Raw genomic sequence first — 20072 nt, 5'->3', positions numbered from 1 at the left:
TCTGCCGTTGATGTGGTATACTTGATAGGTCGTATAAATTATGCTCATATAAAACTTTACATTCTTGATGAGTGGGAGGGACCAACAATGCGCGTAAATGTTACACTTGCTTGCACAGAATGCGGTGAGCGCAACTATATTTCAAAGAAAAACAAACGTAACAATCCAGAACGGATTGAAATGAAAAAATATTGCTCACGTGAAAAGAAACAAACTTTGCACCGTGAAACGAAATAATCGCTCAGGCCAAAACCTTCACCGGTTTTGGTTTTTTCATTTCAGAACGGGAGGATACTAAATGAGTAAAGAGATTTTGAGGAATCAAGTACTAGGCACATTGAATAATATAAATCGACCAGAACATCTAAAAAAGTCTTTGGAGATTACAAACCGGGTACTTGTATCAGATGAATTTCGAAGTGCGGATACAATCGGGATAACGATTTCTCGTTATCCCGAAGTGGACACACGCCCGCTTATTGAAGCGGCTTGGGCAGCTGGAAAACGAATTGCTGTACCTAAATGCATCCATGCAACCCGTAAGATGGATTTTCGACTCATTACATCATATGATAGTTTAGAAACGGTCTATATGGGCCTTTTTGAACCGATAACCGATGAAACACAATCGGTTGAAAAAAACGCAATTGATTTGCAAATCGTACCAGGGGTAGTCTTTTCGGACGAAGGATACAGAATTGGTTTTGGTGGAGGTTATTATGACCGCTATATGTCGGATTACAATGGTGCTACATTGTCGTTAGCATTTGCAGTCCAAACGAGTCATAGGATACCTGTTGAAGGTTACGATATTCCGGTCAGTAAAATAGTTACAGAAGAAAAAGAGATTGCCTGTATATGAAAGACTATTTCGGTGTCCTTCAATTGCTGAAGCGTTTCGGAATTTATGTCTATACGGGAAATCGAAAAGATGACATCGATATGGTGCAATCAGAAGTGAAAGATCTTTATGACAACGGTCTGCTAATGAAGGAAGATTATTTAAAAGCGGTGCTAATCTTGCGTAGTGAAGCAGCAAAACTATGAGGTTAGACCCAATGCTATCGTTCATTTGGACTTATTTTGGTAATTAGTGAAACTTATCTTCAGCTACACCGTCTATTATGTAGTAAGATTTAGTTCGAACGTTTTTTTAAAGTGAATCTATTTTCGAAAGGAAGAGATGGAATGAAAAAAATAGTATGGTCAAAACATTCCGTACTCGTAGTAGCAATAGTGGCGACGTGGTTGACAACGTATTTCGGTTATCTTACAAGCTTCAATATGAAAATCGATAATATAATGCAGGAATTCATTCTCTTTTTGAATCCTCTTAGTTTCCTTTTATTCGTTTATGGTATTGCGCTATTCATCAAGAGTACGAAAAGACGTAATTTTTATTTACTGACGGTAAGTATGATTACTTCAATTATTATGTTTAGTAATGCAGTGTTCTATAGATTTTTCAATGACTTTATTACCGTGCCAGTCTTGTTCCAAACGAGTAACTTCGGAGATCTATCGTCCTCAGTTACTGCCAATTTGCATGTGACGGACATATTCTTTTTCACAGATGTGCTCATTATCTACCTTGCAATCCGGTTTATTCCTAAAAATGAACGAATGGGGCAACGAAATAAAATCGGACGTAAACTTTACTTCGTTATGACTGCTGCGGTTATTATGGTAAACCTTGGTCTAGCAGAAATGGAAAGACCACAACTATTAACACGCAGTTTTGATAGAGAACTTCTTGTGAAAAACATCGGAACCTATAATTACCATATATATGATTTGTTCATTCAATCCAAATCCCATGCTCAGCGTGCACTTGCGGATGGCAGTGAACTAGTAGAAGTAGGTAACTATATTAATGCGAATTACGCTGCTCCCGACCCTGAGATGTACGGAGTTGCGAAAGGGCGTAATATCATTGCGATTTCGCTTGAATCCTTACAGTCGTTCGTTATTAACGAGGAAATGGATGGACATGTCATTACGCCATTTTTGAATGAATTAACGAAGGATCCGGATACATTCTATTTCTCTGATTTTTATCATAATACAGGTCTGGGAAAGACGTCGGATTCAGAATTCATTCTTGAAAACTCGTTGTATCCGAGAAATGGTAGTGCTGTATTTTTCACGCATAGTGGGAATACTTACCAATCGATGGCGGCTCAGCTAGGCGAGAATGGCTATTTTACAAATGTAATGCATGCAAATAATCGAAGTTTCTGGAACCGCGATATCATGTATGGTGCTCTTGGTATCAACAAGTTTTACGATATTGAAAGTTACACTGTCGGTGAAGGAGAAGCGGTCAACTGGGGCATGAAAGATATTCCATTCTTTGACCAATCGGTAGAGTTGATGAAAGAAATGCCACAGCCTTTTTACTCAAGACTGATTACATTGACTAACCATCATCCATTTGATTTGGATGAAGAAGATAAGCTTATTCCTGAATATACATCAAATTCAAATACGTTGAACAAATATTTCCAAACAGTACGCTATATGGACGAGGCGATCAAAGTTCTTTTCGAAGACTTGAAAGCGAGCGGTTTGTATGATAATTCCATCATTGTTATGTACGGAGACCATTATGGTATTTCTGAGAATCATAACAAGGCGATGGGCATGTATTTAGACAAAGAAATTACACCTTTCGATAACGCGAAATTACAGAAGGTTCCATTGTACATTCACATTCCTGGTTATGGGAAAGGGAAGACGATTGATGAAGTGGCGGGACAAATCGACTTGAAACCCACCATTTTGCATTTAATGGGTCTTGAAACGAAAGAGGATATGTATCTTGGCTCGGATATCTTCTCGCCAGATCATGAACCATTTACTATTTTCCGTGATGGCCGTTTTGTAACTGATAAAAATGTTTACGCGCAAGAGGTCTGTTATGATAGTGAAACTGGTGAAGAAACTGATATAGATGAATGTGAGCCGTTTATCGAACGTGCCAGCACAGAGCTAAATTATTCCGATATGATCATCAATGGAGATTTGCTTAGATTCAAAGAAGAACAGGACAAATTACCGATATCAAACAGTAAGAGTAAAGAATGATAAGGTTCTGCACGGAACTTTCCGTGCAGCCTTTTTTTTAGTTTAAATATAGAAGGGGGGGAGGCGCGGTGAGAAAAAGAATGTTCATCTTTTGTGCAGCAGTCCTGTTAATAACGGGTTGTTCGGAAAATACGAATGAGATTATCGATGGCCCAACAGCCATTGAGCAGCCTAAGGATAATGATTTAATTGAAGATGGAATTAGTAAATCCTTAGCTGCTGATCCTGCGAAGTTTCATTTCGTTGCGGACTGGTTAACTGAGTCTAAAGTTATCTACGTTGAAAAGGAAGACGGGCTTTATCAAGTGAATAGTTTTGATTTTGAAACAGGTCAAACGGACACGTTATATGAAGATGACTCTATTATCATCGACGTCCTCATTCATCCTTCAAAAAAGTATCTATTACTACATACTAGTGATAATACTACATCTGCAACGGTTAAAATCGTGACTATGGATGGTACGGTACAAGATGAAGTTATTGTTGCTTCCACAGAATTGGCGATTGAATGGAACGATACCGACCCTTCTCTTATTCTTCTCACGGCTTTTCATCAAGATTGGACGTTTGATTTATTTCTTTATAACGGAAAAATAGATAGTTTGGACCTGCTGGCGATTGAAGATCCTTTCCCAAAATGGCTAGGTGAGGACAAAATTGCTATAGGATATGTCGAAGGCCACGTACTTGATGGTGGGGAGATACATACATATGAACCTCTGACAGAAAAGTGGGGACAGCTAGATATAAGCGGTGTTGTTTATTTTGATACATATGAAGATACCTTGCTTGTTGTACGAATAAATGAGGACAATGAGGCGCACTACACCATTAAGAGTAAGGATGGTGTAGTGCGTTCGGAATGGACGATGCCAGTCATTAGTAATTATTCGGAGTGGGTTATTCCTGCGATTGAATGGGGTTCAAATGAGACTGTATTTCTGCTGGCTCCTAACGAGGGTGGCCAACTCGATGAACTACAAACGCCATATCGACTTAATCGCGTAATAGAAGGACGTCAAGACGTTGTGGCTGATGATATCATAGCAGGGGTTCTTCGTTGTTCACCGTCGGGCCGGAAATGTTTAACGGGCTACTCGGCGGAAAACCTGATAGATGTAGGGACAGCGGAAGAGACACAGTGGCTCATTTTCCCTGAATGAAATAACAATAAAAACATCCTCTGCGAAATAGACGCAGAGGATGTTTTTATTGTCTTAATGTAAGGTTGGTGGAAACCCTTGGAAAACGATAGTCGCTATTGTAAAGCCTCCAAAAACGACTGCAGCTCCAAGATTAAACACAACACTTAAAGCGTTACGTTCTTTGAATGCTTGGACTGTACCGACCACCGCTAAAATTGCGATGAGTCCAAAAATGATCATCAATAAGTTCATAGGGAAGACACTCCTTTCAATAGGAACTTCTGCTAAAACCGCTCACGTTGTGTGAACAATGCAGAAGTCAGCACATCTTGTGCAAGTCCGATTTAGCTATATTCCTCTTCTATTGTACTGTTTACAATCAATTTTGTCGAGGGATAGTAGTGACGATTGTTTGAAATCGTAATTAGTATTGCGTAATATAAGTTAAAGGAGGTGCCGACAATGTTGAAAGTCAATACATATCCGCTCGGACCAATCCAGACAAACTGTTACATCATCAGTGACGAATCAGGTAATTGTCTAATCATGGATCCGGGTGAAGAAAGTGGACGTATTATTAATAAAGTGAAAAGCAAAGAGTTGACACCTGTCGCGATTTTATTAACACATGCGCATTTCGATCATATTGGGGCTGTCGACAGTATAAGGGACCGTTATACCATTCCAGTCTATATTCATGAAGAGGAGCAAGAATGGCTGTCAGATTCAAGATTAAACGGCTCTGCCAAGTATCCAGGATTACCAGACGTCCGCATTAGAAAAGCCGACAAGCTTATCAGGGGTGAGGGAATGATGAATGTAGGCCCGTTCGAGTTTGAGGTAAGGCATACGCCGGGTCATTCTCCGGGAAGTGTATCTTATATCTTTGGACCATCTCGTTTTGCCATTGTAGGCGATACACTTTTCCAACAGGGTGTCGGAAGGACAGATCTGCCGGGTGGGAATACAGGAATTCTACTGACGTCTATCCATGATAAGTTGCTTTCTCTCGATGATGATTTTATCATCTACTCTGGCCATGGACCTTCGACAACTCCAGAAGAGGAAAAAGATTCGAATCCCTTTTTGAATGGATTTTGAACAATTAAGTAAAAAGAAAACAAAAAAACAGCCAATAAAAGGCTGTTTTTTTGTATGTACTTTTCTTTTAGTGGCCAGCGCCTGGTACGTGTATAAACGTTGTGTAGTAGCTGAATCCGACCATAAATATCATCAGATATGCTCCGAATAAGTACATGTACATCCGCTCTGTCAGGTTCAAATATCCAAGTAGCAGGAAGAACCCAGTGTTCGCAACAAAAAGAAGTGCGGCTGGCAGCATGTCTCCCATATAAAACATTACTGCGAATATGCCTGTCCAGAAGCCCATCAACTTGAACATGTTATCCATGTGTGCGTCCCTCCTTAATAAAACATTACAATAAGCTCCCATTCATTATAAGGGATAACGACAGTAGATGTAAACTCCAATCGTCCTTTCATTGTGACAAACACGTGTATAAGGGTGATTGTCACGAAAAATGATATTTGCTGTCGAAAAGTGGGGCGAATTTCAAGTATCGCCCTCTTTCTAGGGTTACACAATTCAACTTTGAGGGAAAGTATTCCAATACGTGTTTGCAAGTCGTATACTGTGCCCAAGGATGAATTACGGTTTATCCGACAATAAGGGCGGATACAGATCATCCGCCTCGGATGGAATGAGTTTCATCCAACCTAAAAGAAAGAGGGGTGTTCAATGATTAAGAATGATAACGTCGTAGAACAGAAAAGTTTTAAACTTTTAGAGAAAGCAATTAAGTACGAAGCGACTGACATTCATCTCGTACCTATGAAGGAAGGATATGATGTCTCGTTTAAAAAAGATTCAAGGCTGGACCGGTCCGGTATTCTCCCCCCACAGTTGGCGGGCCGCATGATTTCATTTTACAAATTCCTATCCTCACTCGACATTAGCGATAAGCGTAAACCCCAAAGTGGTTCATTTCATAAACAGATCCAAGGTGAGAATTATTCTTTCCGAGTTTCAACAATCCCTTCGATTCAAATGAAAGAAAGTGTTGTTATACGATTGCAAAGGCATGACCAAGTCGTTTCAATTGATGAATTATGCATTGAAAAAGACTGGGCCGATAAATTACGCCGGGCTGTATCAGAACCGCAAGGATTAATTATACTAACCGGTCCCACCGGATGCGGGAAGACGACCACTATCTATTCGCTAACAGCTCATTGCGTCAATCATCTAGAACGGCATGTAATCACATTAGAAGATCCTGTTGAAAACAATCATTCACATCTGCTTCAAATTCAAGTGAATGAACGGTCCGGTATGACGTACTCGGCAGGTCTAAAAGCAATATTGCGCCATTCGCCTGATGTCATCATGATTGGAGAAATCCGTGATAGCGAAACGGCAAAGATTGCAGTGCAAGCTGCGTTAACTGGACATTTGGTACTCACTTCAGTTCATTCCAAAGATCCTGCTGGCTGTTTTTACAGGATGATGGATTTTGGTATTTCAGCTGAAGAACTAAGGCAAACCGTGGTATGTATTTCAGCCCAACGCCTCATTCGCAGTGCTTCCGGAAAAAGGGGAGCAGTATTTGAAATAATTCAAGGGGACACGCTTAATTCTATGACGAACTCCATTATGAAAGGCGAAAGGGTAGATGTTCCTGAAGAACTTAAAGTGGAGTCGCTTATTCGAAAATATAACAGGCCAATTGTAGTGAAAGATGAATAAATCAAAAAAGAAATTGTTATTTCATAAAAAAGAAAGCTTTCAAAATCGACCGGTATTCCTAGAAAGACTTTCTGTTTTATTAAATGAGGGATACACATTTCATGATGCCGTTACTTTGTTAGTACCACATCACTTGAAAGATTATAATCCTGTGCTGGAAGCAATGAATAAAAATTTTAAGGAAGGGTTCGGTGTCACTCATATCCTTGCAAGTTTTGGGTTCTCATCCGGAACGCTTCTTCCTATCGCGATTGCTGAAGTAGACGGACGAGTCGCACAGGCATTGAGTGGCATGGCTGTTCGTATGAGGAAAGCAGAAGAAAAACGGAAGAAATTAAAAAGTCTTCTTGTCTATCCTGTTGTGCTTTTTATTCTGATCGCAGCATTGCTTATGGCTTTCCGAAGGTTCTTTTTACCTAATATGGAGGCGTTGATGATTTCAAGGAAAAACGAAGGGGATGGGTTTGTTTCAACATTACCTTCGCTCGTGACGAAAATCCCTGATGTCATAATAAGTATGGTGTTAGTATCTGCTTTACTAACAGTATTATGTGCTGTTATTTACAGAAAAATTGAACCTGCAACAAAAATTCGTGTATTAATGTCCATCCCTGTCGTAGGAATGTTCTTTTCTATTGTTAAGACCCGGGATTTTTCTAGTGAAATTGGGGGCTTGCTTCAGTCGGGCCTTTCCTTGCAAAACGCTCTGGATGTATTAATTGAACAAAATCTGGATGTAGTGTTAAGTGAAATTACGAAAAATGTCAAAAAGCAGGTCGTTTTTGGAGATTCGCTCCATACTGCGATAAGTAGGACAGAGGGATTGATGGACCAACTAGCTGCATTCGCCAAGCATGGCGAGGACAGCGGTTATCTTCCGAAAGAGCTGCAGATTTACAGTGAACATCTTAGTGAAACGATTGATGAGAAGTTAGCGAAGGCTTTGGCAATGTTGCAGCCGGCTTTATTTAGTGTCATAGCAATCTGTATTTTGGCTGCATATCTCGCTCTACTTTTACCAGTTTACGGAATGATGGATAAATTATAAGGGAGGAATTTGATGGAATTTATTCGAAATGAAAAAGCGTTCACGCTAATTGAAATGATGATTGTTCTTTTGATTATTTCGGTTCTCATCCTTATTGCAATCCCAAATGTCTCGAAGCATTCGAAGTCAATTGATGAAAAGGGATGTAACGCCTATGTACAAATGGTTCAAGGGCAAATTGAGGCATTTAAAATGGATGAAAAACATTTGCCCACTCTCGATGAATTAACAACAAAGGAATATCTGCCTGAAAATGCACAGTGTCCCGATGGCACGCAATTATCAATTGATGGGGATGGAAAAGTGGCTAAGCAAGTAGTTGATGGAGGAAACTAAGGAAAGCGGATTCACGTTCCTCGAAATGATTTTAGTAGTAGCTGTTTTGTCAATCATGACAGCAATCATTTTACCCATCGGTGACAAATGGATACAAGCGGAATCTGAGGATGACGCGCTTCAAGCGTTTATGGTAACGGTCTATAGTTTACAAGCTTATTCGATGGCCAACTATGCGGCTACAAGCTTGGAGTTCAGGGATGGAGGAACTGAATATATTACATCTTATCTATTGGGCAAGGAAGGAAAAGTTGGAGTTGCACAAAATGTTTTTCCGAAAGGGATGCGTTTGGCGAGCTCGAGCCAATTGAAGTCAATAAAATTCGATGGGAATGGCGATATCTTGAAGCCTGGCACAATGGCGTTCTTTACGAGTTCAGGTATTATCGAAATAAGGTTCCAATTTCAGCGCGGAAGGATGATTATCCATGAATGAAGGGGGCTACTCGTGGCCAGAAGCGATACTTACATTAACGATTGTAATAGTTATCTTTGGGACACTTCTTCCTTTTGCTTCAATAGTGACCTCAAAGTTACAGATGAAGAAGGCGCATATGTATGCGGCGGAAACTGCTCATCAAGGGGCTATCTATTTTAGTTCATATGGTTTGGTGGAGGGGGTCCGTCAAGTTGACGGAGTGGATTACGATTGGACCATTGACGGGCAATCCGTTTGTGTGTCTTATAAGATAGTCGAAAAGGTGTTCAATAAATGCGTTCATTCATGAAGATGTCAAATGAACAGGGCTATACATTTCTAGAAAGTATCTTTCAACTAATCGTCATGACCATTTTCATTCATCTATTTATACTATTTTTCTTTTGGAAAGGTCCGATTGAACAATACTATACAGATTACTCATCCACTGAATGGGAATTATTCTCGGCTGATTTACAATATCTACTTTCTGACGTCAACGAAATCCGATTGGCTAACGGCGGAAGGACAATTCGGCTGAAGAACAATCGGGGGCTGATTGATATTGAGCAAAGTGGAACGGTTATCCGGAAACGAGTAGACACTACAGGGCATATTCCATTAGTAACGGGAGTAAAGGAAGCTACGTATACATTTGATGGTATGACTATAACTGCTTATGTGACGATGTTGAATGATTCCGTTAAAGTAAGGGGTTTTGCGGTTGGGTTTTATCCGAAATGAACATGGCGCCATGCTTGCGGTCGCGATTATTTTATTATTTTTCGTTAGTCTCTTTCTTTTCTCCCTTGTTTCGTGGCATGATAGTATACAACGAACTTACGATTCGCTTGAAACGTATTATGAAAACGAAACGGTGAGAACAATGAAACGGAACGGATAAACTATTCGTTCTGCCAAATGGGTGATGACATGAAGAAAGTGTATTTGATTGGTTATATGGGGTGCGGGAAGAGTGCAATCGGTAAACGGCTCAGTTTTGCGACGAAAATGCCATATTATGATATGGATACTGAAATCGTGAGGATGACGGGTTTGACGATCCCCCAAATATTTGAAATGTATGGCGAAGAACGTTTCCGTGAAATGGAAACAGAGTTCCTTCGCACGTTCCGTGATGAATTTTGTATCATTGCGACAGGCGGTGGTGTGGCGATGCGTAAAGAAAATAGGGAGATTATGCGGAAAACAGGTCTTGTCTTCTTTCTTAATGCCCCGTTTCGCGACATATGGCGACGGATTTCCACGGACCGAAACCGTCCAATTGTACAAAGGTCGACACGTTCCGATCTTGAACAGTTGTTTAATAATCGGAAACCTCAATATCTACATGGTGCACATTTTAAAGTCGAAACGGAAAATCGATCTTTGCGTGACATTGTGGATTATATCGCATTCCAAATAGGGAGGCTTAAGGGGGAAATATAAATGAAAACAAAAATCAACTACTGATTATTGGTTTTCCAATCCTTTAATTCGGATGAAAATTTAATTAATGCCCAAAAAGACGAACGATTGTCACGGAATACTTGTTTACGTTCGTCAAAACGACTGCCAATTAAAAAGTATTGCGCTTTCAAAGATGAAATGTTAAGATATAAGGCGAAAGGGCATTAGTTGTCCGAATCTTAATCATTTTCATTTCAATTGAATAACGCGAATGATTGTATGGGGAGAGCACGCAATGGCGTCGCCGAAGGAGCAAGTAACTTATGTTATGAATCTCTCAGGTAACAAGACTCATACATGACGCATCTCTGGAGAGCGCCGGTTAGGCTGGCCACCAACGAGGAAAGCCGTAAGGTCAAACTTTCAGGTACAAGGACAGAGGTTTCCTAATTAGGGGACCTCTGTCCTTTTTTATCAAACTTTTAAGGGGGAATAGAACTTGTCAGAGTCTTTGAAACGCACTGTCCTTTTTGACAGTTACGCGGAATACGGTGGTAAAACGATTGATTTTGGTGGTTGGGAGCTACCTGTTCAGTTTTCGAGCATTAAAGCTGAACACGAAGCTGTACGGACAAAAGCAGGCCTTTTTGATGTTTCACATATGGGTGAAGTGCTTGTCACTGGAGAAGGTGCATTATCTTATTTGCAAAAGATGGTTACAAACGATGTTTCGAAACTTAAAGAAGGTCAAGCTCAATACACGGCTATGTGTTATGACAACGGCGGTACTGTAGATGATCTTTTAATCTACAAACGTGGAGATAATAACTACCTTTTGGTTGTCAATGCGTCAAATATCGACAAAGATCTTGAGTGGATGAATAGTCATGCTACGGACGATGTCAAAATTGAAGACGCATCATCTTCTTACGCACTACTTGCTTTGCAAGGGCCTATTGCACAAGAAGTACTTCAAACATTGACGGAGGAGCCTCTAGAGGATATCAAATTTTTCCGCTTTAAAGAGAATGTTGACATTTCTGGACACCAAGTACTCGTGTCGCGTACTGGATATACAGGAGAAGATGGATTTGAAATTTATGGTTCACCAGAAGCAATTGTTGCTTTATGGGCCGTTATTCTGAAAGCGGGCGCAAGTGAAGGTGTTGTACCAGCAGGTCTTGGTGCACGTGATACGCTTCGTTTTGAGGCTGGTTTACCACTATATGGACAAGAACTATCAAAAGATATTTCACCGCTTGAAACGGGCCTTGGCTTCGTTGTGAAGCTGAATAAAGAAGAGGATTTCTTCGGTAAAGAAGTTCTAGCTTCCCAAAAAGAAAATGGTGCACCGCGTAAACTTGTCGGTGTGGAAATGATTGACAAAGGAATTCCGCGTACGGGTTATAAAGTATTCCTTGGTGAAGTACAAATCGGTGAAGTAACAACGGGTACACAATCACCGACACTGAAAAAGAACATTGGTTTTGCGCTTCTGAACAGCGAACATACTGCCGAAGGAACTGAAATTGAAGTAGAAATTCGTGCTAAGCGTTTGAAAGCAGTAATTATCGCTACACCATTTTATAAACGCTAATCATATACCATTATGAAAAGGGGTTAAGAAGACATGCAGCATCGTTATATTCCAATGACTGAAACCGATCGCGATGAAATGATGAAAACAATCGGGATTACTTCCGTAGATGAACTTTTTGAAGATATTCCTGAAAAGGTTAGATTTAGAGGCGAATACAATATTAAAAAAGCGAAATCCGAGTCTTCATTGACAAAAGAACTTTCAAAACTTGCAGCGAAAAATGCGGATGCGCGTACATATGCATCATTCCTTGGCGCAGGTGTCTATGATCATTACAAACCGATCATCGTCGACCATGTCATTTCACGATCTGAGTTCTATACGGCTTACACGCCTTACCAACCGGAAATCTCACAAGGTGAATTGCAAGCTATCTTTGAATTCCAGACAATGATCTGTGAACTGACTGGCATGGACCTTGCAAACTCATCAATGTACGACGGCGGGACGGCCCTTGCTGAAGCGGGAACACTTGCATCAGGACATACACGCCGTAAGAAACTTCTTGTTTCTGAAACAGTTAACCCTGAATCTCGTGATGTAGTCCTTTCTTATGCTTCTGGACAGTACATCGAAGTTGTCACAATACCGCAAAAAGATGGCGTTACTGATTTGGCGATGTTGGAAGAAATGATGGACGAGGATACAGCTGCAGTGCTTGTGCAATATCCAAATTTCTTTGGTCAAATTGAAGACGTTCAAAAAATCGGGGAAATTGCACACGCTAAAGGTGGATTGTTCGTTGTTTCATCAAATCCACTTGCGCTTGGCATTTTAACACCTCCAGGGAAGCTTGGTGCCGATATTACAGTCGGTGATGCACAACCGTTCGGTATTCCTGAATCATTTGGTGGACCACATTGTGGTTATTTCGCAGTAACGAAAAAGTTGATGCGTAAAGTTCCAGGTCGTCTTGTTGGAGAAACAACTGATGATGAAGGTCGTCGTGGATACGTATTGACACTTCAAGCACGTGAACAACATATCCGTCGTGATAAAGCGACGTCTAATATCTGTTCAAACCAAGCGTTGAACGCATTAGCTGCTTCAGTAGCGATGACTGCGCTTGGTAAAATTGGCGCACAAGAAATCGCCTACCAAAACATTGTGAAAACGCGCTATGCGAAAGAAACTTTTGAAAAAGCTGGTTTCGACGTTAAATTTAGTGGCTCACATTTCAATGAAATCGTCGTTGATTGCAAACGGTCTGTAAAAGATGTAAATACAAAACTATTTACAAAAGGGATAATCGGTGGTTATGACCTAGGTCTGACGTATCCTGAATTTGCTAACCATGCACTTATCGCTGTAACAGAACAGCGTACGAAAGAAGAAATCGATGCACTTGTGCAGGAAATGGAGGCCCTTCATGCATAAAGATAACCAGGCGTTAATTTTTGAAATTACGAGAGAAGGACGTATAGGCTACAGTCTCCCTGAGCTGGATGTACCTGAACTTGACCTTTCCAATCTATTGCCAAAGGGGTTTGTACGCGAGGAAGTTGCCGAGCTTCCGGAAGTTTCTGAACTCGATATTATGCGTCATTACACAGCACTTTCTAATCGTAACCATGGTATCGATTCAGGATTTTATCCACTTGGATCATGTACGATGAAATATAATCCGAAAATCAACGAATCTGTTGCGCGTTATCCTGGATTCGCAAATATTCACCCACTGCAAGATGAGTCAACTGTTCAAGGTGCGCTAGAGGTTTTATATGACCTGCAAGAGCATCTTGTGGAAATTACAGGAATGGACGAAGTAACACTTCAGCCGGCAGCAGGAGCGCACGGCGAGTGGACAGCTTTGATGATGATTCGGGCTTTCCATGAAGCAAACGGTGACTTTAAACGTACGAAAGTACTTGTTCCAGATTCTGCGCACGGTACAAATCCGGCTTCCGCTACAGTTGCTGGTTTCGATACGATTACAGTAAAATCAGGCGAAGACGGACTTGTTGATCTTGAGGATCTGAAACGACATGTAGGGGATGACACGGCGGCACTTATGCTGACGAATCCAAATACACTTGGTCTTTTCGAAGAAGAAATTCTTGAAATGGCTGAAATCGTTCACGCTGCTGGCGGAAAACTTTATTATGATGGCGCAAACTTGAACGCAGTTATGTCTAAAGCACGTCCTGGTGATATGGGCTTCGATGCAGTTCACTTGAACTTGCATAAAACATTTACAGGACCACACGGCGGCGGTGGACCAGGTTCGGGCCCAGTAGGCGTGAAGAAGGATCTTATTCCATTCCTTCCGAAACCAGTCCTTGTGAAAAAAGATGAAGTTTACACATTTGAATACAATCTGCCACAGTCGATTGGCCGTGTTAAACCGTTCTACGGTAACTTCGGTATCTATCTGCGTGCATACACGTATATTCGTTCAATGGGACCAGACGGCTTGAAAGCTGTTACGGAATATGCTGTATTGAATGCGAACTACATGATGCGCAGATTGGAGCCACATTTCGATTTGCCGTATAACCGTCATTGTAAACATGAATTTGTTCTGTCTGGTCGCCGTCAGAAGAAACTTGGCGTGCGTACGCTGGATATGGCGAAGCGACTGCTTGACTTTGGCTATCATCCGCCTACAATTTACTTCCCGCTTAACGTTGAAGAAGGCATGATGATTGAGCCTACAGAAACAGAATCGAAAGAAACACTCGATGCTTTCTGTGACGCACTTATCCAAATTGCAAAAGAAGTAGAAGAAAACCCTGAAATCGTACAAAATGCACCGCATACAACAGTCATCAATCGTCTTGATGAAACGAAGGCGGCACGTTTCCCTGTACTTCGTTATACAAAAGCATAAGTAAAATGCAGTAATGATTATAAAGAGCCTACACTCCAATGGATGTAGGCTCTTTATGTTTGTCTTTTTCGAGAAATTAAAGTGATTTTGCCCTCCTTGACTACATATGATTAATGGAAGGGAGCGGAAAATGTGAAACGTTCAAGAAGTTCATTATTCATACTGTGCATAGTTGGTGTTTTTCTTACAGTCTATGGAGCAGCCGTTATCTTGCGTCTTATATTCGGGGATTTTTTATTAGATGGTGGCCTAACTAATCCGAATTATTCATTGCTTGCCTTATTATGTCTGGTGCCGTATCTGTTCTATTTACTAGTCAGTAGGAATGATTTTAAAAAAGTAAATGAAGTGATTTTGACAAGTGGGCTCTTTTTTATACTCCTTTTCATTTATACTAACTTTATTCTTGTACTTGCTTTGACTGAAAACTCATCGGCAATAGCTATCAAATTATTGATTATCTTTCCGATTGTTGCATTGCTCTTAGTAACCACTTTACATTTTTTTCTAAGCAAAAATAGTTGGTGGAATGAGAAGAATTAAACATGCTTTGCGGAATGAAAATATAAATTGAAATACAAAAGGAGAAGCCGCCTGGGCTTCTCCTTTTATTATCTAATTTCCTACGTTATCGGCATTAATGATGTTATTTCAAAGCGGTAATTTATTTGCTTTTCACTTTACCAGTCCATTGACGGAAACCGCCTTGCAGGTGAAACAGTTGCTGATAGTCTTTTTTCTTTAAGAATAATGCTCCACGTGCACTTTTTCCACCGTTTTGATCGTACAAATAAACGGGCTTGTCCGAACGGATTTCTTTAAACCGCTGACGGAACTGAGAATAAGGGATATTACGCGCTCCTAAAATATGGCCGGCATCAAAATCTTTTGCCTCACGTACGTCGATTAGCTGTGCTTTCCGATAGCCTTCGATAAATTGCTCCTGCGTCAAGTTTGTTACGGCTTTACGAAGGCGTAGCATCGTCACAACAAAATAAATGATTACGGCGAGAGCGACGGCTCCTAAAAAATAATAATTCAAAACAACTTTCCCCTTTCTCTCTACCTATTCATTATAAAGATTGAACGGCACATGTTCAATGGGCAAGCACCTTTTTGATGTCGATTAAAAAGAAGTCATTATTTAGGGATTAACCTTTTGCTGGTTAATCATCCCTTTTATATGTTGCACTCTTGGCCTATGGTGTAATCGAGGTGCCTTGTCACGAATAGAGTACGGAGCGAATAAAAGACTCAGTTGTCATTATACTGACCCTAGAAGATGAAAATAGATAGCTTAAGTGTTGATGGGAATGATAAAATGATAGTCGTTGTGAAGGGGGAATTCGGATGGGGAAAAAGGTTTGGCATTTCATTAATTCAGGAAAATGTCGCGCATCGTTCAACATGGCGTTAGATGAGGCTTTACTGGAATGGCATAGTAAAGGTGAAATCGGTCCAGTGCTTCGATTTTATGAATGGGAGCCTGCGACATTATCGATTGGTTATTTTCAAAGTGTCGAAAAAGAAATAAATTTGGATGAAGTAAGAAAAAATGGGCTCGGTTTCGTCAGACGTCCTACTGGGGGAAGAGGCGTTCTCCATGAACACGAACTTACATATAGCGTAATTGTTAGTGAAAGTTATCCGAATATGCCCGAAACGGTTACGGAAGCCTACCGCGTCATTTCGGGTGGTGTGCTCGAAGGGTTCCGTAATCTGGGGTTGGATGCAATGTTTTCAGTACCACAAACGGTGCAACAGAACGAAGATTTGAAAAAACCAAAAAGTGCGGTGTGTTTTGATGCGCCTAGTTGGTACGAACTTGTCGTTGAAGGTAAGAAAGTGGCTGGCAGTGCGCAGACAAGGCAGAAAGGTGTCATTTTGCAGCACGGTGCGATACTTTTAAGTCTGGATGTGGATAAGCTTGTTTCCCTTTTTACATTCAAATCAGAATTGCAACGTGAACAAATGCGTACAAGCTTGCCTGAGAAAGCGGTAGCCATTGATAGATTGGTTGATCGGCCGGTGACGGTTAGCGAATGTGCCGACGCGTTTTCGAAAGGATTTGAACTAGCGCTAGATATGGAACTGGAACCTATGGAATTAACCGAGCAACAGCTCCACTATGTCTTGGAAATCGAACGCAAGAAGTATGCGAATGACGAATGGACCTTTAAGAAATAACACCTACAACTTTGGAGCTTTTTTCAAAAAAAAGCACGTTTAAATGGCGGAAATAGTGCACTTTGAATTTTGTGTTAAAACAAATTTATTGAAGTCGATTTCAATATGTAGTAGATTAATGAGTAAGAGTGACACTATATATGGTGTTGCGTTATTAAAATCCCAAAAGGAGGGATGCGTTAATGGTCATCATTTTAAAGAATCAGGAACCCATTCTCGACAAAGAACAATTGAATGCGGATATCGCGAAGTTTCCGCAAGTACATCCAATTACAGAGGACATGCATATCGAACACAAAGGGGTATCCCGACTGGTCATGATTGACAGATATTCGTTTAAGGATACTGAAAAGAAAACACTGAAAGTTGGTGATTTTGTCGTCCTGACAGTGAAGGAAGATCCGAAATTCCCAGCACGTGGACTTGGTTTTATCACCGCGCTTGATGAAAAAAACGGCAAAGCAGATATTTGGATTGAGAAAGATTACCGTTCTGCAATTGATAATCCTGAAGAGCAGGAAAGAGGCATCGTCACAAGACCGATTGAAGTCCTTGAAAAGCCGCTTGAAGTGTTTTATGAGCAGATTGCAAGACGTAATGCGACTGGACTTGCATCGGTTGAAACGACAGAAGAAAGACGTCAGGAATCGTTCGATCAGTTCTACGATCAGTTGTCAAAACTGAATTTCATCCCAGCAGGACGTGTTTTGTACGGAGCGGGCTCGGATACTGAAGTGACATTCTTCAATTGTTATGTGATGCCTTTCGTAGCTGACTCCCGTGAAGGCATTTCTGATCACCGCAAACAAGTGATGGAAATCATGAGCCGGGGCGGCGGTGTTGGGACAAACGGTTCTACACTACGCCCACGTAACACACTCGCACGCGGCGTTAACGGTAAATCATCTGGGTCGGTATCATGGCTTGATGATATAGCGAAATTGACACATCTTGTCGAACAAGGTGGATCCCGTTAACTTTACACGGCGGGATTAAAATTCTGCGAATTGCTGGAACACCCTTAGAGCCTTATTTACCACAACGTGACTGGCGACGGTGAGCGTGAGGGTTTGAAAAAAATAAGGATTGGGCAATCAGCAGCGAAGGGTCTTTGGAAACAAAGATCAACGTTCAACGACTATTAAAACTTCCTAACGTTACCAATATGTTCATATGATTGGAAGGTGGATAGATTGGGGACTACGGAAGGAGTAAACCATAGCGGGCGGCAACGCCGTTATGGGGCGCAGGACATAGAAGAACTAATCATTACGATTACTAAACTCCATTAAGAAGGCTTAAGTCAGGTCGCAATAGCAAAAAAACTTGGACTCTCTAGAGGTACTATCTTACGGTGGAATCAAGAGCTTCAATTTTTCAAACCTAGAACTCCAGGAGAAGTTGGGAAATTGAAAAATAAAATTTATCAATATGATGAAGATTATTTTGAGGTAATTAATACACCTAACCAAGCTTACATTGTAGGTTATATTTTAGGCGATGGAACGATAGTTGATAGAGGAAAGTCCAAAAGAATTGTTTTATGCCTGGCTGCAGAAGATTTGCAACTGTTGGAAGATATTGCACGGGAACTTAATATGACTGAAGCGATTAAGTTTCGTCTGAAAAGTGCACCCAACGAACAAAATAAATATTCTTTGGCTATCAATTCTACAAAAATGGCTAATGATCTAATTAAACTGGGTATCACCCCTAATAAAACCGGAAAAGAACAGTTTATCAATTTTAATAATAACGAGCTTCAATGGGCTTTTTTACGAGGTTTCTTTGATGCAGACGGGCATATTAGGGTATACCAACGCAATGGATATCAAAAAGGTCGTATGGGGTTTACAGGGAATCTTGTATTATTGAAAGACATCCTAACCTTTTTACAATCCGAAGGTTTTGCGCAGAATGTTAGATCAATTACCAAAAAGAAAGGCTGCTACGATATCTACGTCAGTAGCATAAAAGATTTGAGAGCAATTTGTAACCTTCTTTATCAACATGGAGATATAAAGTTAAATCGTAAATTTATTAGGTTTTTATCTTTGATGAGATAGTCTGATCTTATGTGAAAGCATGAGAGTTGGGCAGAAATGACCCAACCCTTCCAAATAGGGAGAGTAACATTCAGCGTGGAGCGCAAATGATTATGTTGGCGGATTAAACAACAATGCTAGTCCGCGTCGTTCAGATAATGGACGACTAGAAAATCGGGTGAATTGCGAAGAACTCCTTAGAGGCCATTAAGCTACAACGCGACTGGAAACGGTGAACGTGAATGCTTAAAAATTGATGGCATTGGACAATCCGCAGCCAAGCACCGTGTTAGGTGAAGGTTCAACGACTATCGAAAACATTCGAAATGAATGGAAGTAGAGTAGGGAAGATACAGTTCTTTCCGAAGCGCCCGGCCCCTACCAGATAACACTGAGGGTGATGATATAGTCTACTCCGTCTGCTACTATTTGCAGAGAAATATCCTGAAAAGGACGGTATTTAGGTGGCACCCTGATATTTGCGAATTCATCATCTCGAAAATGCAGAATCCAAGAATTCTACGTTATCTTATGGAACATACCGAAGATGAGATGATCAAAAAGCTCGCAAATGAAAAACTGAAATTCAAACCACTGACAGCCCAGGAAGAAGCGATGTACCAAGGGATTATCAACTATCAAACGATTCCTGGTATGGGTGGCTTCAATGCGGCAATCATGAAAGACGCTGACACGAAATTGCGTGATGGTGGGACCTATTCCGTACATAATGCGGAATTCCTGACAGGTGCAAACATTTCCGTCACTTTGACGGATGATTTCATGAAAGCTGTCGAACAAAACGCAGATTATGACCTTCGTTTCCCAGCTGTCGAGAAGTATTCGCCAAAAGAAATGGCGAAGTACAATGAAGAATGGCATAAAGTCGGCGATGTCCGTGAATGGGAACGTCAAGGATTCGCAGTACGTGTTTACCGGACAATCAAAGCGCGCGCACTTTGGGATTTAATCAACATTTGCGCAACTTATGCTGCAGAACCAGGTATTTTCTTCATCGATAATGCCAATAACGAAACGAACGCCAAAGCTTACGGCCAGCAAGTCGTAGCGACAAACCCGTGTGGTGGACTTCGCCTCACGTTAAAAATTGCGGGATGAAGCGGGAAAGCTGAGATGCCAATCCGAACCGAAGGCTGGGGGTAATACTTTAGTCAGGGGCAACGCATACCTGGTGA

23 protein-coding genes, 2 pseudogenes and 1 riboswitch are annotated in these 20072 nt (G+C 41.0%); of the genes and pseudogenes, 22 read left to right on the top strand and 3 right to left on the bottom strand.

The window, feature by feature from the left end:
• The first annotated feature begins 87 nt into the window (after positions 1-87).
• The 5 genes from rpmG to H2672_RS07020 all read left to right on the top strand — a co-directional run bounded on the left by rpmG (position 88) and on the right by H2672_RS07020 (position 4253).
• Positions 88-237: a 50S ribosomal protein L33 gene (gene rpmG / locus H2672_RS07040; protein ID WP_067210194.1), complete on the top strand. Its 150-nt coding sequence runs from the start codon at positions 88-90 to the stop codon at positions 235-237.
• 61 nt (positions 238-298) lie between these two features.
• A complete protein-coding gene (locus tag H2672_RS07035; protein WP_186670590.1) occupies positions 299-862 on the top strand; it encodes a 5-formyltetrahydrofolate cyclo-ligase in 564 nt (187 codons plus the stop codon).
• Positions 859-1047, top strand: coding sequence for a YqgQ family protein (locus tag H2672_RS07030; protein ID WP_186670589.1), 189 nt, complete (start codon positions 859-861; stop codon positions 1045-1047). Before H2672_RS07035 ends, H2672_RS07030 begins: the two co-directional genes overlap by 4 nt.
• A gap of 141 nt (positions 1048-1188) precedes the next feature.
• Complete coding sequence (locus H2672_RS07025) at positions 1189-3087, top strand: LTA synthase family protein (protein WP_186670588.1); 1899 nt, start codon at positions 1189-1191, stop codon at positions 3085-3087.
• A gap of 68 nt (positions 3088-3155) precedes the next feature.
• Complete coding sequence (locus H2672_RS07020) at positions 3156-4253, top strand: YqgU-like beta propeller domain-containing protein (RefSeq protein ID WP_186670587.1); 1098 nt, start codon at positions 3156-3158, stop codon at positions 4251-4253.
• A gap of 54 nt (positions 4254-4307) precedes the next feature.
• On the opposite strand, the gene H2672_RS07015 is transcribed toward H2672_RS07020, so the two are convergent.
• The gene (locus tag H2672_RS07015; RefSeq protein WP_186670586.1) at positions 4308-4487 is read right to left on the bottom strand and encodes a DUF2759 family protein; all 180 of its coding nucleotides are present in this window, start codon (positions 4485-4487) and stop codon (positions 4308-4310) included.
• Positions 4488-4697: 210 nt separating this feature from the next.
• Here H2672_RS07015 and H2672_RS07010 point away from each other — a divergent pair, with 210 nt between their 5' ends.
• Positions 4698-5336, top strand: coding sequence for an MBL fold metallo-hydrolase (locus tag H2672_RS07010; RefSeq protein WP_186670585.1), 639 nt, complete (start codon positions 4698-4700; stop codon positions 5334-5336).
• Between the two features lie 67 nt (positions 5337-5403).
• Here H2672_RS07010 and H2672_RS07005 read toward each other — a convergent pair whose 3' ends face one another.
• Complete coding sequence (locus H2672_RS07005) at positions 5404-5646, bottom strand: DUF2626 domain-containing protein (RefSeq protein ID WP_067210178.1); 243 nt, start codon at positions 5644-5646, stop codon at positions 5404-5406.
• A gap of 348 nt (positions 5647-5994) precedes the next feature.
• On the opposite strand from H2672_RS07005, the gene comGA reads away from it, so the two are divergent.
• The 12 genes from comGA (at position 5995) to H2672_RS06945 (ending at position 15187) form a co-directional block, all read left to right on the top strand.
• Positions 5995-7002, top strand: a complete 1008-nt coding sequence (gene comGA / locus H2672_RS07000; RefSeq protein ID WP_186670584.1) for a competence type IV pilus ATPase ComGA — start codon at positions 5995-5997, stop codon at positions 7000-7002.
• Complete coding sequence (comGB, locus tag H2672_RS06995) at positions 6995-8050, top strand: competence type IV pilus assembly protein ComGB (protein WP_186670583.1); 1056 nt, start codon at positions 6995-6997, stop codon at positions 8048-8050. The genes comGA and comGB overlap by 8 nt, the downstream gene beginning before the upstream one ends.
• A gap of 12 nt (positions 8051-8062) precedes the next feature.
• Entirely contained in the window at positions 8063-8386 is a 324-nt protein-coding gene (gene comGC / locus H2672_RS06990) for a competence type IV pilus major pilin ComGC (protein ID WP_186670582.1), read from the top strand.
• Entirely contained in the window at positions 8373-8822 is a 450-nt protein-coding gene (locus tag H2672_RS06985) for a type II secretion system protein (RefSeq protein WP_186670581.1), read from the top strand. The genes comGC and H2672_RS06985 overlap by 14 nt, the downstream gene beginning before the upstream one ends.
• The gene (locus H2672_RS06980) at positions 8815-9114 is read left to right on the top strand and encodes a hypothetical protein (protein ID WP_186670580.1); all 300 of its coding nucleotides are present in this window, start codon (positions 8815-8817) and stop codon (positions 9112-9114) included. Before H2672_RS06985 ends, H2672_RS06980 begins: the two co-directional genes overlap by 8 nt.
• The gene (comGF, locus tag H2672_RS06975; protein WP_186670579.1) at positions 9099-9548 is read left to right on the top strand and encodes a competence type IV pilus minor pilin ComGF; all 450 of its coding nucleotides are present in this window, start codon (positions 9099-9101) and stop codon (positions 9546-9548) included. Before H2672_RS06980 ends, comGF begins: the two co-directional genes overlap by 16 nt.
• Positions 9529-9708, top strand: coding sequence for a hypothetical protein (locus H2672_RS06970; RefSeq protein WP_186670578.1), 180 nt, complete (start codon positions 9529-9531; stop codon positions 9706-9708). The genes comGF and H2672_RS06970 overlap by 20 nt, the downstream gene beginning before the upstream one ends.
• 29 nt (positions 9709-9737) lie before the next feature.
• The gene (locus H2672_RS06965; RefSeq protein WP_186670577.1) at positions 9738-10253 is read left to right on the top strand and encodes a shikimate kinase; all 516 of its coding nucleotides are present in this window, start codon (positions 9738-9740) and stop codon (positions 10251-10253) included.
• Positions 10254-10485: 232 nt separating this feature from the next.
• Positions 10486-10577, top strand: a riboswitch (glycine riboswitch).
• Positions 10578-10713: 136 nt separating this feature from the next.
• Entirely contained in the window at positions 10714-11811 is a 1098-nt protein-coding gene (gcvT, locus tag H2672_RS06960; protein ID WP_186670576.1) for a glycine cleavage system aminomethyltransferase GcvT, read from the top strand.
• Between the two features lie 33 nt (positions 11812-11844).
• Positions 11845-13191, top strand: coding sequence for an aminomethyl-transferring glycine dehydrogenase subunit GcvPA (gcvPA, locus tag H2672_RS06955; protein WP_186670575.1), 1347 nt, complete (start codon positions 11845-11847; stop codon positions 13189-13191).
• Positions 13184-14644 (top strand): aminomethyl-transferring glycine dehydrogenase subunit GcvPB, encoded by a 1461-nt coding sequence (gcvPB, locus tag H2672_RS06950; protein ID WP_186670574.1) that lies wholly within the window; start codon positions 13184-13186, stop codon positions 14642-14644. Before gcvPA ends, gcvPB begins: the two co-directional genes overlap by 8 nt.
• Before the next feature lie 132 nt (positions 14645-14776).
• The gene (locus H2672_RS06945; protein ID WP_186670573.1) at positions 14777-15187 is read left to right on the top strand and encodes a hypothetical protein; all 411 of its coding nucleotides are present in this window, start codon (positions 14777-14779) and stop codon (positions 15185-15187) included.
• A 121-nt stretch (positions 15188-15308) separates the two neighbouring features.
• Here the strand turns inward: H2672_RS06945 and H2672_RS06940 are convergent, their stop codons facing one another.
• Positions 15309-15626, bottom strand: a complete 318-nt coding sequence (locus tag H2672_RS06940; protein ID WP_186670653.1) for a rhodanese-like domain-containing protein — start codon at positions 15624-15626, stop codon at positions 15309-15311.
• Between the two features lie 368 nt (positions 15627-15994).
• Here H2672_RS06940 and H2672_RS06935 point away from each other — a divergent pair, with 368 nt between their 5' ends.
• The 4 genes and pseudogenes from H2672_RS06935 to H2672_RS06920 form a co-directional block, all read left to right on the top strand.
• Entirely contained in the window at positions 15995-16831 is an 837-nt protein-coding gene (locus H2672_RS06935; RefSeq protein ID WP_186670572.1) for a lipoate--protein ligase family protein, read from the top strand.
• A gap of 182 nt (positions 16832-17013) precedes the next feature.
• Positions 17014-17805, top strand: a pseudogene (locus H2672_RS06930) (ribonucleotide reductase N-terminal alpha domain-containing protein); the annotation flags it as partial.
• Between the two features lie 435 nt (positions 17806-18240).
• A complete protein-coding gene (locus H2672_RS06925) occupies positions 18241-18897 on the top strand; it encodes an LAGLIDADG family homing endonuclease (protein WP_186670570.1) in 657 nt (218 codons plus the stop codon).
• A gap of 444 nt (positions 18898-19341) precedes the next feature.
• Positions 19342-19962, top strand: a pseudogene (locus H2672_RS06920) (vitamin B12-dependent ribonucleotide reductase); the annotation flags it as partial.
• Between the last annotated feature and the right edge of the window lie 110 nt (positions 19963-20072).

This window comes from Sporosarcina sp. BP05 (assembly GCF_014282005.1).
In the GTDB taxonomy this organism is placed as follows: Bacteria; Bacillota; Bacilli; order Bacillales_A; family Planococcaceae; genus Sporosarcina.
The sequence above is the reverse complement of the archived record's forward strand: the minus strand, read 5'-3'. Positions and strand labels throughout refer to the sequence as shown.